Below are 14,547 nucleotides of genomic sequence, written 5' to 3' on the forward strand. Positions count from 1 at the left end.
TCGTTTCGGCCCGGAGTCAGGGCTGGTGCACGCCCTTGGCCGCAGAACCGACCGGTGCCGTGACCGCACCGGTCAGGCGGATCAGGTCCGCCGGTGCCAACTCGATATCCAGGCCGCGCCTGCCGCCGGAGACCAGCAGGGTATCCAAGGCGAGGGCGCTCGCATCAAGGACCGTGGGGGAGGGAAGCCGCTGCCCCAGCGGGGAGATGCCGCCCAGGACGTAACCCGTGCGGCGCTGGGCGGCGGCGGGATCGGCCATCGCGGCCTTTTTCGCGCCCAGCGCGGCGGCCATGGCCTTGAGGTCAAGGGTTCCGCTGACCGGAACGATGCCGACGGCGAGGCGCCCCTCCACCTCCACCATCAACGTCTTGAAGACGCGGGAAGGATCAATGCCCAGGACGTCGGCAGCTTCGGCGCCGTAGCTGGGTGCCGAGGGATCGTGCGCGTAGGGGTGCAGGACGAAGGGAACCCCGGCCGAGGTCAGTACCGCTGTGGCCGGGGTTCCCTGTGAACTGCTTTTGCGTGCCATACGCGCGGATCAGCCCCGGGCGGGGGACGCCGCGGCAACCTTGCGCTTGATCCTTCCCAGCATCGCGGTCATGCCCCGCATGCGCAGCGGTGTGATGGCCCGCGTAAGCCCCAGGAGCTCAGGCATGTCGTCCGGTACGGACAGGATTTCCGCGGCAGACAGGCCGTCCAGGCCTTCGTGCAGCACGCCGGCAAAACCGCGGGTGGTGGGGGCCTCCGCCGGGGCTTTGAAGAACAGCCGGACGGGTCCGCTCCCGCCGTCTTCCGTTTCGATGGTCAGGAACAGCGGCGACTGGCACTCCACCACCTGCTCCAGGAGCTCGGGGTGGTCCCTGAGCCGCTCGGGAAGCTCGGGCAGTCCCTCCGAGAATTCCAGCAACAGCTGCAGCCGTTCGGGTTCGGACAGGGCCTGGAAGTCATCCACGATCGCCGCGAGGGCGGAAGGCAAAGCTTGAGTAGTCATCGCTTAAAGTCTACGCGGGCCACGCCGCGCATCAGGCTCCTGCCGGGACCGGAACGGAACCGCGCTCGGCGCCCTTGACGATCGGCACGCGGACGGCGTTGCCCCATTCGGTCCAGGAACCGTCGTAGTTGCGGACAGTTTCGAAGCCCAGGAGGTACTTCAGCGCGAACCACGTGTGGCTGGAGCGTTCGCCGATGCGGCAGTACGCCACGACGTCGTCGCCCGGTGCCAGGCCCGCCTCGCCGAGGTAGAGCGCCTCGAGTTCCTCGCGGTTGCGGAACGTGCCGTCCGGGGCGGCGGCACGGGCCCAGGGGATGGACGCGGCCGTGGGGATGTGCCCGCCACGCAGCGCGCCTTCCTCGGGGTACGCCGGCATGTGGGTGCGCTGGCCGGTGTATTCCTCGGGTGAACGGACGTCGATGAGGGGCTTGCCCAGGTGGGCCAGGACGTCGTCCTTGAACGCCCGGATCGGCGCGTCGTTCCGTTCGACGACGGGGTAGTCGCCGCGTGCGGGGGAGGGGCGGTCCCTGGTCAGTTCCCGGCCCTCGGCGGTCCACTTGTCGCGGCCGCCGTCGAGCAGCCGGACGTCCTGGTGGCCGAAGAGCGTGAAGACCCAGAGGGCGTAGGCTGCCCACCAGTTGGACTTGTCGCCGTAGATGACCACGGTGCTGTCCCGGGAAATGCCTTTCGACGCCGCGAGCTCGGCGAACGCCGCGCCGTCCACGTAGTCGCGGGAGACGTCGTCGTTGAGGTCCGTGTGCCAGTCGATCTTCACCGCGCCGGGAATGTGCCCGGTCTCGTAGAGCAGGACGTCCTCATCGGACTCCACGACAATGAGTTCGCCGCGTTCCACTGCGCCGTCCTGGATGGCGGCCGCCAGCCACTCAGTGGAGACCAGCCGCTCGGGGTGGGCATAGGCTGCGAACTTTTCATTCTGTTCAACCGCGTAGGGCATGGCGTGGCCTTTCATTGAGTGCACGGGGAATCCGCGGGACCGGCATTGGGACCTGTCCCCACCCTAGCCAGCGGCTCGGGCGTTGTCCGTATTCCGTTAACAAGGCGACATGTTGCCTTCGTCACGCCGTGGCGCCGTGGCGGGCCTTTCGGCCAGGGCCGCGGCACCAATGCCGGTATCCTTTCTGGGGACCAACCACCAGCAGAACGGACCACCTTGGTACAGATCGAACAGCTTGCCGCCCGCACCCCGGCAGTTTCGGTGGACGAACTCCTCAAGGGTTTCTACCCGTCGCCGCGGTTCGGGGAGGTCTCCTTCGCGAGCTACCGTCCGGACCCCAAGCAGCCCAGCCAGGCCGCGGCCGTGCATGCCCTCAAGGGATTTGCCGACGGCGTGGGGTCGGGCAACGGGGGAGGGCTCTTCAAGAAGCTGTTCGGCAAGAAGGACGCCTCCAGGGCGGGGATCTACCTTGACGGCGGCTTCGGCGTCGGAAAGACGCACCTGCTGGCCTCGCTGTGGCACGCAACGCCGGGCCCCAAGGCGTTTGGCACCTTCGTGGAGTACACCAACCTGGTGGGCGCACTTTCGTTCCGCAAGACGGTCGATGCGCTGAGTAGCTACAAGCTGGTGTGCATCGACGAATTCGAGCTGGACGATCCCGGCGATACCGTCCTGATGTCCCGGCTGATGCGCGAACTCGCCGACGCCGGTGTGAAGCTCGCGGCCACCTCCAACACCTTGCCGGGTTCGCTGGGCGATGGCCGGTTTGCCGCCGTGGATTTCCAGCGCGAAATCCAGGTCCTCGCCGACCAGTTCGACGTCATCCGGATCGATGGCGAGGACTTCCGCCACCGCGGCCTGCCGGCTGCCCCGGCGCCGCTGCGCAACAGCGAACTGTCAACCCACATGAAGGCGGAATTCGACGGGAAGACCGTGGCCCAGGACGAGTTCTCCACGCTCATCCACCACCTCGCCGGCGTCCATCCCAGCCGCTACCGGCAGCTGATTGACGGCATTGACGGCGTGGTGTGGCGCAACGTGGAAACCATCACGGAGCAGGCTGTGGCTTTGCGGTTCGTCGTGCTGGCCGACCGGCTCTACGACAAGGACGTCCCCATCCTGGCCAGCGGTGTCCCTTTCGACAAGCTGTTCACCGAGGAAATGATGACCGGCGGCTACATGAAGAAGTACTTCCGTGCCGTCTCCCGCCTCACGGCCCTGGCCCGCGAGGGCCAGAACCACGAACCGTCCTGACCTGACGTCCCGGCGGGGTTACGCCGGCCCCGGCTTCAGCGCCCACCGGACAGCGAGCCCTGCGATGAGCGCCCAGAACGCGGAGCCTACCTGCCAGGGCCAGGCCGGAGGCGGCGAGCAGGAAGGTGACGGCGGGGGCAATCCTGTCCTCCGCGTCCGCCAGTGCCGCGGAGATGGCCGAGGCCAGGGTGCCCAGCAGGGCCAGGCCGGCTACCGCTTCGAGCATTCCCGCCGGGGCTGCGGTGACCACTGACACCAGGGCGGCGGAGAAGGCAGCCAGCACCAGGTAGCCCAGGCCGGATGTGAAGCCCGCAATCCAGCGCCTTCCCCGGTCCTCCCCGGCTTCTTCGCCGGCGGCGAGGGCAGCGCTGAGCGCCGCAAGATTAATGGCATGGCCGCCAAACGGTGCAGCCAGGACCGTCCCGGCGCCGGTCACAAGCATCGAAGGGCGCCACGGGGTTTCGAAACCAAAGGAGCGCAGCACGGCAACCCCGGGAACGTTCTGCGAGGCCATCGTCACCACGAACAGCGGCAGCGCAATTCCCGCCATCGCCTGCAGGCTGAGCGACGGCGTGGTCCACACGAGGGCCGGCAGGAACCCCTCCGCGGGCGGAACGTCCCCCGCAGCTGCCAGCGGGACTCCGATAATCCCCAACGCCACCAGCAGCGCTGCCGGCACGGCCCAGCGCGGGGCAAACTTCATCATGAATAACCAGCAGATGATGACGGGCGCCACCAGCAAGGGCACGGTGCCGAGGGCCTTGAAGGGCGCCAGGCACAGTTGCAGCAGCACACCGGCCAGCATCGCCTGGGCAAGGGATGCAGGGATCCGTGCCATCAGCTGCCCCAGTGCGGGGACCAGCCCGGTCAGTGCAATCAGCACCGCGGCGGCCAGGAAGGCGCCGACGGCGGCCGGCCAGCCGCCGTCGGCCGTTCCGGACGCCGCAAGCAGCGCAGCCCCGGGAGTGGACCAGGCCAGCGTCACCGGCACCTTCGACCGCCACGCCAGCAGCATGACGCCCAGGCCGACCGCCAGGGTCAGTGCCAGCAGGCCGGACGCGGCCTGCACCGGGTCCGCCCCAACTGCCTTAAGCCCGGCGAGCACCACGGCGAAAGAGGAGGTGAAGCCCACCAGCGCGGTGACGATGCCAGCCACCACGGGCCGGGAATCCGGCCGGGTCCGGCCAGGTGCGGAAATGGTCGATGCGGGGGACTTGGCCATACGGGCAGGTTACCGGGGATGCCGGCCCAAGCGGCAATCAGCGCCGGCCTGCCACCCGGACCAAGGGGCCGCGGTTAAACGCCAAAGGTGCAGGTGCCGCCTCGCGGCGGGACCTGCACCCCGTTGACGTGCTGGGGCGAAGCCCAGGCCAAAATCCTTTACGGAGCCCTGTCGGCCGGCGGAACCGGATTGACCGGAGCGGCCGGCGGAACCTGCTCAGCGGCAGGCGCCTGGCCGGGGGTTCCGTTCTTGTCAATGAGCTTGGAAGCGCCATCCTGGATCTTGTCGACGTGGCCTGCGTATTTGCCGCCGGTCTTGGTGTCGACGAAATCGCCGGCCTTGCTGATGCCGTCCTTGATGGCCTGCTCGTTGCCGCGGATGAGACCCTGAGCCTTGCCCTTTAGATCGTCAATCAAACCCACGGGCACCTCCCTTCAGTCGCGGAGCCAGGTCGCTCCTCGCGCCTTCGATCCTAGCCCGCCGGGGAAAGGGTGCCAAGGAAACCGTGTTCGCCCGCAGCGGAGGGGGTGTGGGCAACAAAAAAGCAGCTCCGCAGAGCTGCTGTCCAAGTGGGCGATACTGGGATCGAACCAGTGACCTCTTCCGTGTCAGGGAAGCGCGCTACCGCTGCGCCAATCGCCCGGAACCGGAAGACCGGCATATGGGATTCAATACTGGAGCGGACGACGAGATTCGAACTCGCGACATCCACCTTGGCAAGGTGGTGCTCTACCAGCTGAGCTACGTCCGCGTGCAGGCTGTCCGGATTGCTCCGGGTTCCTGCGAGTGGCAAGTTACCTTGCCGAGTGGGCGATACTGGGATCGAACCAGTGACCTCTTCCGTGTCAGGGAAGCGCGCTACCGCTGCGCCAATCGCCCATTGCGTCCGGAGATGATCCGGAAACCATGGTTTTCACCGAGGTGGGTACGGGATTCGAACCCGTGTATACGGCTTTGCAGGCCGCTGCCTCGCCTCTCGGCCAACCCACCGTGTAGGCGTTCATTCCGGGGAATGTTTGCCGTGACAGTGTCCTGCGAGCGGACGACGAGATTCGAACTCGCGACATCCACCTTGGCAAGGTGGTGCTCTACCAGCTGAGCTACGTCCGCATTTTGGAGGCTTTGATTCCTTGCCGTTCCCGGCATTTCCTCGCTTCCAACGAGTAAAAACAATATAGGAGGTTCCGGGAATCTCCAAATCGGGGGTCGGGCCGCACGTCCGGATGCCCCTGCTTCCCAGTGCTGGCGCGGATTCCTGCGAGTTACAGCTGTGTAATTCCCGACGGCGGCTGGCTGGCTCCGTCGGCTGGATGGGGGTTCCGCCGTGGTTCCCGGCTGGATTCCCGGGGAGCCGCCAGCGGCATGCGGGGCGATTTTTGAAAAGCGGGAAAGGTGGGCTAGCATTCAAATGCACCCGGGCGATTGGCGCAGTGGTAGCGCGCTTCGTTCACACCGAAGAGGTCACTGGTTCGAACCCAGTATCGCCCACAGTAAAAAGGTCCGTTTCCGCTCAACGCAGCGGAAACGGACCTTTTTTGTGCCCCGGCTGCCGCGCCGGAGACTTTGTCAGTCCCTTGTGAAAGAGTTTTTGTATGACTGATCCGCTTCTCGCCCATGCCACCGAATATGGCCGGATGTACGCCCGGTCCACCTCGGAACAGTTCTCGGTACCCTCCATCACCACCGTGATCAGCCAGCAGCCCCATGGCCTTGACGGGTGGTTCGGGTACATGGGCGCCAGCAGCCTGGCCAACGATCCCCTGCTGGCGGACTGCCTTGGCAGCCCGGCCAAGATCAAACAGGCGGTCAACCGCGCAGCCAAGGCCGCGGAAACCTACCGCGATGAGGCCGCACAGCGCGGGGACCGGGTCCATTACTACTGTGAGCAGGTGGCCCTGCGCGCCCTGGGCCGCCCCCATGCCATGCAGGAAGCGCGCCAGGCCCTGGCCGCCAACGGGGAAGAAGCCTTCGCGGCCCGCTTCGACGAATGGTGGGAGCTGTTCAGGGTGGAGCCGATCGCCCCGGAAATCACCGTCTGGAACAACGCGGTGGGTTACGCGGGCACGCTGGACCTGGTGGCACGGATCAACGGCCGCGTGTGCCTGATCGATTACAAGACCAAGGGGACCACCCGCGACGGCCAGGTCAAGCCGCTGGATGACAAAGTGGTCATGCAGCTGGTGGCCGGCATGAAGGCCGAGGAGAGCCTGGTGGATCCGGTAGCAGGTACGTGGGAGCCCTGGAAGTACGGTGAGAATCCTGTGCTGCTGGCCGTTGCCATCGGCGAGACCGAGGTCCGGCCGGTCCGCGCCAATCCTGACGTCCTCAAACACCACTGGTGGAAGTTCTGCGCCCTGCGCCGCGTCTGGGAGCTGTCCGCGGACACCATCAGCGCCGGTGCCGCACTGCTGCCCATTGCCCCGCCGCCGCTGTCTCAAGTCCGCAGCGCCTAGGAAGGGCCGGTGCATCCGAAACCGTGCACCTAAACTGGATAGGTTCCCTTTGCCGCCAACCGTGAGGAAAAACAGCCCATGGCTATTCTGAATATCCGCATCATCGGGGATCCTGTGCTGCGCACAGTCGCTGATCCCGTGACGGAATTCGGGCCGGAGCTGGCCAAACTGGTCGCGGACATGACCGAAACCATGGAAGACGTCGAGGGCGCCGGCCTCGCGGCACCCCAGGTGGGCGTCAGCCAGCGCGTCTTCACCTACCGCATCGACGGCGTGGAAGGGCACGTTATCAACCCCGTCCTGGAAAACAGCACGGACTACCAGGACGACCATGTGGAAGGCTGCCTTTCCATCCCGGGCCTTGGCTTCCCGGTCCGGCGATTCCGGTCCACCCGGCTCACCGGCGTGGACCTGCACGGCAATCCGGTGTCCATTGAGGCGGAGGGCATGCTGGCCCGCTGCTTCCAGCATGAGAACGACCACCTGGACGGCATTCTCTACACCGACCGGCTGGAAGGCGAAGACCGCAAGGCGGCGCTGCGCTCCATCCGCAACGCCAATTACGACTCCATTGCCGGAACGACGACCGCGAAACGGGCCAAGACAGTTGGCTCAAGTTTCGGCGGCGCAAGCCTTGGCGGGAGCAGTTTCGGCGGGGGCAGCTTTGGCACCCCCGGCCAGGGTGCCGCTGAATGAGGGTCCTCTTCGCCGGCACCCCGGCCGTTGCCGTGCCCTCCCTGGATGCCCTCGTCAAAGCCGGCTTCGACGTCGTGGCCGTGTTGACCCGGCCGGACGCTCCCGTTGGACGTAAACGCGTGCTGACCCCGTCGCCGGTCGCGGCAAGGGCTGCGGAACTGGGCATCGAGGTGATCCATGCGGCGAAGGTGGACGCTGAAGTCACCGCCAGGATCGCCGTTGTGAACCCGGACGTTGCCGCCATCGTGGCCTATGGGGGCCTTGTCCCACCCGCCGCGCTGGGCATTCCCCGGCACGGCTGGGTCAACCTGCACTTCTCGCTGCTGCCGGCCTGGCGCGGGGCCGCTCCCGTTCAGCGCTCGGTCATGGCTGGCGACGACATTACCGGCGCCGTCACTTTCCGGTTGGAGGAAGGCCTGGACACGGGCCCTATCTACGGCACGCTGACCGAACCGGTGGGGCCGGAGGACACCGCGGGTGAACTCCTGGAACGGCTCTCCCACAGCGGGGCAGTGCTCCTCGCCCAGACCTTGTCCGCCATCGACAGCGGAAAAGCGACCCCGCAGCCGCAATCAGGCGACGTCACGCTGGCGCCCAAGCTCACCCTCGAAGATGGCCGCCTCACCTGGACGCACCCGGCACTGGCCGTCAGCAGGCAGGCCCGCGGCGCCACCCCTGAACCGGGTGCATGGACCATGCTGGACGGGCAGCGGGTCAAGCTGGAGGCGGTCCAGCTCCGCCCCGACGTCGCCGGCCTGGCGCCCGGCGCTGTGTCACTGGAGGGAAAGAACGTGCTGGTCGGCACCGGTTCGCACGCCGTGGAGCTCACGCGGATCCAGCCTGCCGGCAAAAAGATGATGGCCGCGGCTGACTGGGCGCGGGGAATGGCTTCACTGGAAAGCGTGGTGTTCGAATGAGCGGGTCCGGCGGCAACGTGGGAGGGCCGGCAAGCGCAGGCGGGCGCGGCAATTCCGGCAAAGGCGGCCGCGCAGGCAGCCAGGGAACCGGCCGCGGCACGGCCGGTGCGGGCAAGGGCGGCGCCGGCAACGCGGGCCGGCGCGACGCGCAGGGCCGTGAGCGCAACCGCGGCCCACGCCGCAACTACACCGAAAGCGCGCCGTCCCAGCGGACACGCCGCGCCGACCCCGCCCGGCTCGTGGCGTTCGAGGTCCTGCGCGCCGTCGCGGCCGAGGACGCCTACGCCAACCTGGTCCTGCCGGCCAGGATCCGCCAGCACGGCCTGGACAAGCGCGACGCCGGGTTTGCCACCGAGCTGAGTTACGGCGCCCTCCGCAGCCAGGGCACCTACGACGCCATCCTTGCCAGGTGCGTGGACCGCCCACTGGACCAGCTGGACCCCGCCATCCTTGATGCTTTGCGCATCGGAACCCACCAGCTGCTGGCCATGCGGGTACCCGCCCACGCCGCGCTCGACCAGACCGTGGGGCTTGCACGCGCAGTCATCGGCGCCGGCCCGTCGGCCCTCATCAACGCCGTGTTGCGCAAGGTCACCGCGCGGAGCCTCGGGGAATGGCTGGACCTGCTCGTCGCGGATGAAACCGACGCCACCAGGATCGCCGCGCTCCGGTACGCACACCCGGAGTGGATTGTCCGTGCCATGCGCCAGTCCCTCGTCGCCCACGGCCGCCCGGCAACGGAAATTGACGAACTGCTCGAAGCGGACAACGCCGCCCCCGTGGTCAACCTTGTGGCCCTGCCCGGGCTCGGAAACCTGGACGAGGCGCTGGAGAACGGCGCCACCCCCGGCGAACTGGTCGAAGGCTCAGCGCTGTCCAGCGGCGGCGACCTGGGCCGCCTGCCATCCGTGCGGGCCGGCACCACACGGGTGCAGGACGTCGGCTCGCAGCTCGTGGCCAGGGCACTGGCAGCGGTGGACCTCGATGCAGGCCCGGACACTAATTCCCAGGGCGGTCCCCAAAACCGCGGGGCCGAGGCCTGGCTCGATCTGTGCGCCGGCCCCGGCGGGAAGGCGGCACTGCTCGGCGCGCTGGCCCACGAACGCGGCGCCACGCTCCTGGCCAACGAACCGGCACCGCACCGCGCCAAGCTCGTCAGCCAGGCCCTGTCCGCCGTACCCCATGACTCCTGGCGGGTGCGGACCGGAGACGGCCGCGAGGTAGGCGCCGAGCAGCCGGCCGCCTTCGACCGTGTCCTGGTGGACGTCCCCTGCAGCGGACTGGGTGCCCTCCGGCGCCGGCCCGAATCCCGCTGGCGGCGCACCCCCAAGGACCTCGCCGACCTTGGCCCGCTGCAGCGCGAACTCCTTGCCTCCGCCGTGGCCGCGGTGCGCCCCGGCGGCGCGGTGGCGTACGTAACCTGCTCCCCACATCCGGCCGAAACCACCGCCGTCGTCGCTGATGTCCTCCGGAAACGCACCGACCTTGAACTCCTGGACTCCGGTGCCGCACTGGACGCCGTCAGCCTGACCGGCAACCTCGGCGCCGGACACGAGCTGACGGCCCAGCTGTGGCCGCACCTCCACCACACCGACGCCATGTTCCTGGCCCTCATCAGGAAGAAATCCTGAGCCGACCTGCTCTGTCAGCCTGACCCATACATCTTCAGCGTGACCCAAACACCTTCAGCGAAAGGCACCCCCGTGACGCAGTGCTGCATCAACCCGAGCATCCTGTCCGCCGACTTCGTCAACCTCGAGGCTGAACTGCAGCGGATCAGCAACGCCGACGCCGTGCACGTGGACGTCATGGACAACCACTTCGTGCCGAACCTGACCATCGGGCTGCCCGTGGTCCAGCGGATCCAGGCCGTCAGCCCGGTTCCGCTGGACGCGCACCTGATGATCGCCGACGCCGACCGATGGGCGCCCGGCTTCGCGGACGCCGGCCTGGCCTCCGTCACCTTCCACGCCGAAGCCTCCATTGCCCCCATCAAGCTGGCGCGTGAACTGCGCAGCAGGGGAGCGAAGGCGGGGATGGCCCTGCGCCCGGCCACACCCGTGGAGCCGTACTTGGACATGCTCTCCGAGCTGGACATGCTGCTCATCATGACCGTGGAACCGGGCTTCGGCGGACAGGCCTTCCTGGATGTCACCCTGCCCAAGATCCGCCGGGCACGCGCCGCGGTGGACGGCTCCGGGATCGGGGTGGCCATCCAGGTGGACGGCGGCATCACGGAGGGCACCATCGGGCGTGCCGCCGAAGCGGGCGCCAACGTCTTCGTGGCAGGCTCGGCCGTGTACGGGGCCGAGGACCCCGCCGCGGCCATCGACCTGCTCCGCAACAAGGGAAGCCGGACGTTACGTGCGGCGACGGCGGAATAACCTGACGGGCCGGCCGGTTGTGGCACAATAACAACACACATACGTGCTCCGGGGTCGGTGTAAGTCCGAACCGGCGGTGACAGTCCGCGACCCGCGAGCCGGTGGTTCTCCCATGGGAGCCCCGGCAGACGGTTGAACCGGTGAAATTCCGGTACCGACAGTTAAAGTCTGGATGAGAGAAGCACGTACAGCTGTATCTGCGCAGCCTTCGGGCCGCGCAGCGTTCTGCTGTCGTATCCCCCGGAGCCATCGCGGTTCGACAGGGAAGGAACGACAGGAATGAACCCCCAGCGATGGCTCTTTAACGCCGAAACCCCTGCTGCTTCGACGGCAGCCACACATCCCGGACCAGCACAGCCCGCATTGGGCGCCGCATGACGGGCGCCACGGGAATGCAGCCCGCCGCCGGCGTGGTCACTGCCTTCAGCCCGGACGAAACGCTGGCGATGGAAGCCGCCCTCACAGCGGCCCTGAAGGGCCCGCGCGGGGCAAATCCGCTGGTCGGCGCTGTGGTCATTGACGCCGACGGCCGGCAACTGGTCACCGGCTACCACCGCGGCGCCGGCACGGCACACGCCGAAGCCGACGCAATCGCCCAGGCCGCCGCCGTCGGCCTGGACCTGTCCGGCTGCACCATGCTGGTCACCCTGGAACCCTGTGACCATGTGGGCCGTACCGGGCCCTGCACCGAAGCGATCATCGCCGCCGGAATCACCGATGTGGTGTATGCCGTGGACGATCCCCACGACCCCGCCGCCGGTGGAGCCGCGACGCTGCGGGCGGCAGGCGTGCAGGTGCGCAGCGGCCTCGGCGCCGACGAAGCCCTGGACCTGAACCGCCAGTGGTTTGAGGCCGTGGCGGCCAGGCGCCCTTTTGTCACGCTCCACATCGCCCAGACGCTGGACGCACGGATCGCCGCCGAGGACGGCACCAGCCAGTGGATTTCCAGCCCCGAGTCCCTCGCCGACAACCACGCCATCCGCAGCCGGATCGACGCCATCCTGGTGGGCACCCAGACCGTCCTGGTGGACAACCCCCGCCTCACAGCCCGGACCCCCTCCGGCGAGCCCGCCGCGAGCCAGCCGGTGCGGGCGGTCATGGGGCTCCGCGAGGTCCCGGCCGAGGCCGCCATCCTCGGCGACGACGGACTCGCCGTCCACCTCCCCACCCGGGATCCGCACGAGGCACTGTCCATGCTGTATGCCTCCGGTATCCGCCACGTCATGGTGGAAGGCGGCTCCCGCATCCTCAGCTCGTTCCTGGCGGCCGGGCTGGTCGATGAACTGATCGTCTACCTTGCGCCCACCCTCCTCGGATCCGGCACGCCCGCCCTGAACGGGCTGGGCATCACCAGCCTTCCCGATGCCCAGCACTGGGAATGGGACGCCTCCGACGGCGGCGCCGTACGCACGCTCGGACGGGACCTTCGGCTCCACCTCAGGCCGCAGCGAAGGGTTCCGCTGGACCAAACACCTACAGACCCGCAATCTTCAGACCCACAACCGTCCCGCGGACCCGCGGATCAAGCCCAGGGAGGCTACTGATGTTCACCGGAATTATCGCCGAACAAGGGCACGTGCTGTCCGTCGAGCGCGACGGGGACAGCAGTGCCACCGTCCGGCTGCACGCACCCGGCACCACCGAGGGTTTGGCCCTGGGCGGCTCCATCGCCGTGAACGGGGTGTGCCTCACGGCAACCGACATCGACGGCAAGGAGTTCAGCGTCGACGTCATGGGCGAGACACTGGTCCGCAGCACCATCGGCGAGCTCGCCCCCGGAGACGCGGTCAACTTGGAACGGTGCGTCCCCGCCGGCGGCCGGCTCGACGGGCACGTCGTCCAGGGCCACGTCGACGGCGTCGGCGTCCTGCTGGAACGCGAACCGCAGGGCAACTGGGAGCGGCTCCGTTTCGGCGTCCCCGGCAACCTGGCCCGCTATATCGCCGAAAAAGGCTCCATCGCCATCGACGGCGTCTCCCTGACCGTCACGGCTGTCAGCGACGCCGGCGAAACCGAACCGTGGTTTGAGGTGGGCCTGATCCCCACCACGCTGGCCGAAACCGGCCTTGGCACTAAGACCACCGGCAGCCGGGTCAACCTGGAAGTCGACGTGCTGGCCAAGTACACCGAACGCCTGCTCGCGTTCGCCGGCCCCCGCGCCGCCGCCACCGGCGAAGCCGCAGCTGCCGGAGGTGCCCGGTGAACGCCGCCGTACGCGTTGACGCAGCCGTGGCAGGTGCAGCAGCCACTGCTCCCGTCCACGCCCTGGACTCCATCGAGGACGCGGTCCGGGCGCTGGCCGCCGGCCGCCCGGTCCTCGTTGTGGACAACGAGGACCGGGAAAACGAAGGGGACATCATCTTCGCCGCCCAGCACGCCACGCCGGCGCTGATGGGCTGGACCATCCGGTACAGCTCCGGGGTCATCTGCGTCCCGTTGACCGGCGAACGCGCCGACGCCCTGGCACTGCCCCCGATGGTTGCCGTGAACGAGGACGCCAAGGGGACCGCCTACACCGTGTCCTGCGACGCCGCCATCGGGGTCAGCACCGGAATCTCCGCCACGGACCGGGCGCTGACCGCCAGGATCCTCGCCGACCCGCAGGCCGTGCCGGCGTCGATCACCCGTCCGGGGCATATTTTCCCGCTCCGTGCCGTTGACGGAGGTGTGCGCGAACGCCAGGGCCACACCGAGGCAGCTGTGGACCTGTGCCGCCTCGCCGGCCTGGAGCCGGTGGGGGTGATCGCGGAGGTGGTCTACGACGACGGGGAAATGATGCGCCTGGACGGCCTGCGTTCGTTCGCAGCTGAACATGGCTGCCCCCTGATCTCGATTGAGGACCTCGTGGCGTATCTTGAAGCCGGGGCCGGGGGAGCCCAGGGAGATGCCCGGGTGACGCCGGGTGGAGAGAAGGAGAAACGATGACGGCATCGGCAGCCAGCGACGACAGCCACCAGAACGGCCACCAGAAACACCACACGGTATCCGGCGATGCTCCCTATCCCGTCAGTGGAGGGCCCATCGTGCAGCTGCCCACCGCCTTCGGCGACTTCGTGGCCCAGGCCTGGACCGACGTCCTGACCGGCGTTGAACACCTTGCCGTCAGTTCGCCCAACCCGCCCGCGGACGGTGAGGCGCCGCTGGTCCGGCTGCACTCGGAGTGCCTCACCGGCGACGTCTTTGGTTCCTACCGGTGCGACTGCGGGGAGCAGCTGGCTTTTGCCCTGGAACTGATCCGGGACAACGGCGGCACCCTGCTCTACCTGCGGGGGCAGGAAGGCCGCGGTATCGGCCTGGCCAACAAGATCAAGGCCTACGCGCTCCAGGAAGCCGGGTTCGACACGGTGGAAGCCAACGAGCAGCTGGGCCTGCCGGTGGATGCCCGGTGCTACAAAGCCGCGGCCCAGATCCTCGCCGAGATGGGCCTGCACGAGGTGCGGCTGTTGAGCAACAATCCGGACAAGCAGAACAGGCTGGCCAAGGCAGGGGTCAGGGTGGTGGAGATGGTTCCCACCGAGGTCCCGTCCCGCGAACAGAACATCCGGTACCTGCGCACCAAGAAGGAACGCATGGAGCACCGGCTCCTGCTGGACACCCAGGCGCCCCCGGTGCCCGTGTCCACCCCAGACACCCCTTTCGACCACGAACAAGACTGAATGGAAACCCAAGCAACCC

The 14,547-nt window shown here is 68.0% G+C and carries 14 protein-coding genes, 6 tRNA genes, 1 pseudogene and 1 riboswitch; of the genes and pseudogenes, 11 read left to right on the forward strand and 10 right to left on the reverse strand.

Features of this window, described 5'->3' with window-relative positions; translation table 11 throughout:
• Positions 1-16 precede the first annotated feature (16 nt).
• From ybaK to ACYSM9_RS08845, 3 genes are read right to left on the reverse strand one after another with little or no spacing between them, the layout of a single operon-like run.
• On the reverse strand, positions 17-529 hold the full coding sequence (gene ybaK / locus ACYSM9_RS08835) for a Cys-tRNA(Pro) deacylase (RefSeq protein WP_461856613.1): 513 nt from the start codon (positions 527-529) through the stop codon (positions 17-19).
• Positions 530-538: 9 nt separating this feature from the next.
• The gene (locus ACYSM9_RS08840) at positions 539-991 is read right to left on the reverse strand and encodes a SufE family protein (protein WP_461856614.1); all 453 of its coding nucleotides are present in this window, start codon (positions 989-991) and stop codon (positions 539-541) included.
• A 31-nt stretch (positions 992-1,022) separates the two neighbouring features.
• Positions 1,023-1,946 carry a sulfurtransferase gene (locus ACYSM9_RS08845; protein ID WP_461856615.1) on the reverse strand — a complete coding sequence of 308 codons (924 nt, stop codon included), beginning with the start codon at positions 1,944-1,946 and terminating at the stop codon, positions 1,023-1,025.
• 216 nt (positions 1,947-2,162) lie between these two features.
• On the opposite strand from ACYSM9_RS08845, the gene zapE reads away from it, so the two are divergent.
• Positions 2,163-3,200, forward strand: coding sequence for a cell division protein ZapE (gene zapE, locus ACYSM9_RS08850; RefSeq protein WP_461856616.1), 1,038 nt, complete (start codon positions 2,163-2,165; stop codon positions 3,198-3,200).
• A gap of 18 nt (positions 3,201-3,218) precedes the next feature.
• On the opposite strand, the pseudogene ACYSM9_RS08855 reads toward zapE, so the two are convergent.
• The 7 genes and pseudogenes from ACYSM9_RS08855 to ACYSM9_RS08885 all read right to left on the reverse strand — a co-directional run bounded on the left by ACYSM9_RS08855 (position 3,219) and on the right by ACYSM9_RS08885 (position 5,532).
• A pseudogene (locus ACYSM9_RS08855) lies at positions 3,219-4,422 on the reverse strand (benzoate/H(+) symporter BenE family transporter).
• A 158-nt stretch (positions 4,423-4,580) separates the two neighbouring features.
• Entirely contained in the window at positions 4,581-4,844 is a 264-nt protein-coding gene (locus ACYSM9_RS08860; RefSeq protein ID WP_461856617.1) for an antitoxin, read from the reverse strand.
• Positions 4,845-4,992: 148 nt separating this feature from the next.
• Positions 4,993-5,064, reverse strand: a tRNA-Val gene (locus ACYSM9_RS08865).
• Between the two features lie 33 nt (positions 5,065-5,097).
• Positions 5,098-5,173 (reverse strand) — tRNA-Gly (locus ACYSM9_RS08870).
• Between the two features lie 56 nt (positions 5,174-5,229).
• Positions 5,230-5,301, reverse strand: a tRNA-Val gene (locus ACYSM9_RS08875).
• Positions 5,302-5,341: 40 nt separating this feature from the next.
• Positions 5,342-5,412 (reverse strand) — tRNA-Cys (locus tag ACYSM9_RS08880).
• Positions 5,413-5,459: 47 nt separating this feature from the next.
• Positions 5,460-5,532 (reverse strand) — tRNA-Gly (locus tag ACYSM9_RS08885).
• A gap of 306 nt (positions 5,533-5,838) precedes the next feature.
• Between ACYSM9_RS08885 and ACYSM9_RS08890 the strand changes: the two genes are divergently transcribed.
• The 10 genes from ACYSM9_RS08890 (at position 5,839) to ribA (ending at position 14,528) form a co-directional block, all read left to right on the forward strand.
• A tRNA-Val gene (locus tag ACYSM9_RS08890) sits at positions 5,839-5,910 on the forward strand.
• Between the two features lie 104 nt (positions 5,911-6,014).
• A complete protein-coding gene (locus ACYSM9_RS08895; RefSeq protein WP_461856618.1) occupies positions 6,015-6,875 on the forward strand; it encodes a cytochrome in 861 nt (286 codons plus the stop codon).
• A gap of 78 nt (positions 6,876-6,953) precedes the next feature.
• A complete protein-coding gene (gene def, locus ACYSM9_RS08900) occupies positions 6,954-7,571 on the forward strand; it encodes a peptide deformylase (RefSeq protein ID WP_461856619.1) in 618 nt (205 codons plus the stop codon).
• Entirely contained in the window at positions 7,568-8,488 is a 921-nt protein-coding gene (gene fmt / locus ACYSM9_RS08905; protein ID WP_461856620.1) for a methionyl-tRNA formyltransferase, read from the forward strand. The genes def and fmt overlap by 4 nt, the downstream gene beginning before the upstream one ends.
• Entirely contained in the window at positions 8,485-10,119 is a 1,635-nt protein-coding gene (locus ACYSM9_RS08910) for an RsmB/NOP family class I SAM-dependent RNA methyltransferase (protein ID WP_461856621.1), read from the forward strand. The genes fmt and ACYSM9_RS08910 overlap by 4 nt, the downstream gene beginning before the upstream one ends.
• Before the next feature lie 72 nt (positions 10,120-10,191).
• Positions 10,192-10,872, forward strand: a complete 681-nt coding sequence (gene rpe / locus ACYSM9_RS08915; RefSeq protein ID WP_461856622.1) for a ribulose-phosphate 3-epimerase — start codon at positions 10,192-10,194, stop codon at positions 10,870-10,872.
• A 39-nt stretch (positions 10,873-10,911) separates the two neighbouring features.
• Positions 10,912-11,061: riboswitch (FMN riboswitch) on the forward strand.
• Positions 11,062-11,246: 185 nt separating this feature from the next.
• Positions 11,247-12,416, forward strand: coding sequence for a bifunctional diaminohydroxyphosphoribosylaminopyrimidine deaminase/5-amino-6-(5-phosphoribosylamino)uracil reductase RibD (gene ribD / locus ACYSM9_RS08920; protein WP_461856623.1), 1,170 nt, complete (start codon positions 11,247-11,249; stop codon positions 12,414-12,416).
• The gene (locus ACYSM9_RS08925; RefSeq protein ID WP_461856624.1) at positions 12,416-13,075 is read left to right on the forward strand and encodes a riboflavin synthase; all 660 of its coding nucleotides are present in this window, start codon (positions 12,416-12,418) and stop codon (positions 13,073-13,075) included. Before ribD ends, ACYSM9_RS08925 begins: the two co-directional genes overlap by 1 nt.
• Complete coding sequence (gene ribB / locus ACYSM9_RS08930; RefSeq protein WP_461856625.1) at positions 13,072-13,797, forward strand: 3,4-dihydroxy-2-butanone-4-phosphate synthase; 726 nt, start codon at positions 13,072-13,074, stop codon at positions 13,795-13,797. Before ACYSM9_RS08925 ends, ribB begins: the two co-directional genes overlap by 4 nt.
• A complete protein-coding gene (gene ribA, locus ACYSM9_RS08935) occupies positions 13,794-14,528 on the forward strand; it encodes a GTP cyclohydrolase II (protein WP_461856626.1) in 735 nt (244 codons plus the stop codon). The genes ribB and ribA overlap by 4 nt, the downstream gene beginning before the upstream one ends.
• The last annotated feature ends 19 nt before the right edge of the window (positions 14,529-14,547 follow it).

It is taken from the genome of Arthrobacter sp. C152 (genome assembly GCF_054890965.1).

Bases quoted from the DNA above. Each gene is read 5' to 3' on its own strand.
- ybaK (WP_461856613.1), bottom strand. From the start codon at position 529: ATGGCACGCAAAAGCAGTTCACAGGGAACCCCGGCCACAGCGGTACTG.
- ACYSM9_RS08840 (WP_461856614.1), bottom strand. From the start codon at position 991: ATGACTACTCAAGCTTTGCCTTCCGCCCTCGCGGCGATCGTGGATGAC.
- ACYSM9_RS08845 (WP_461856615.1), bottom strand. From the start codon at position 1,946: ATGCCCTACGCGGTTGAACAGAATGAAAAGTTCGCAGCCTATGCCCAC.
- ACYSM9_RS08895 (WP_461856618.1), top strand. From the start codon at position 6,015: ATGACTGATCCGCTTCTCGCCCATGCCACCGAATATGGCCGGATGTAC.
- def (WP_461856619.1), top strand. From the start codon at position 6,954: ATGGCTATTCTGAATATCCGCATCATCGGGGATCCTGTGCTGCGCACA.
- fmt (WP_461856620.1), top strand. From the start codon at position 7,568: ATGAGGGTCCTCTTCGCCGGCACCCCGGCCGTTGCCGTGCCCTCCCTG.
- ACYSM9_RS08910 (WP_461856621.1), top strand. From the start codon at position 8,485: ATGAGCGGGTCCGGCGGCAACGTGGGAGGGCCGGCAAGCGCAGGCGGG.
- ribD (WP_461856623.1), top strand. From the start codon at position 11,247: ATGACGGGCGCCACGGGAATGCAGCCCGCCGCCGGCGTGGTCACTGCC.
- ACYSM9_RS08925 (WP_461856624.1), top strand. From the start codon at position 12,416: ATGTTCACCGGAATTATCGCCGAACAAGGGCACGTGCTGTCCGTCGAG.
- ribA (WP_461856626.1), top strand. From the start codon at position 13,794: ATGACGGCATCGGCAGCCAGCGACGACAGCCACCAGAACGGCCACCAG.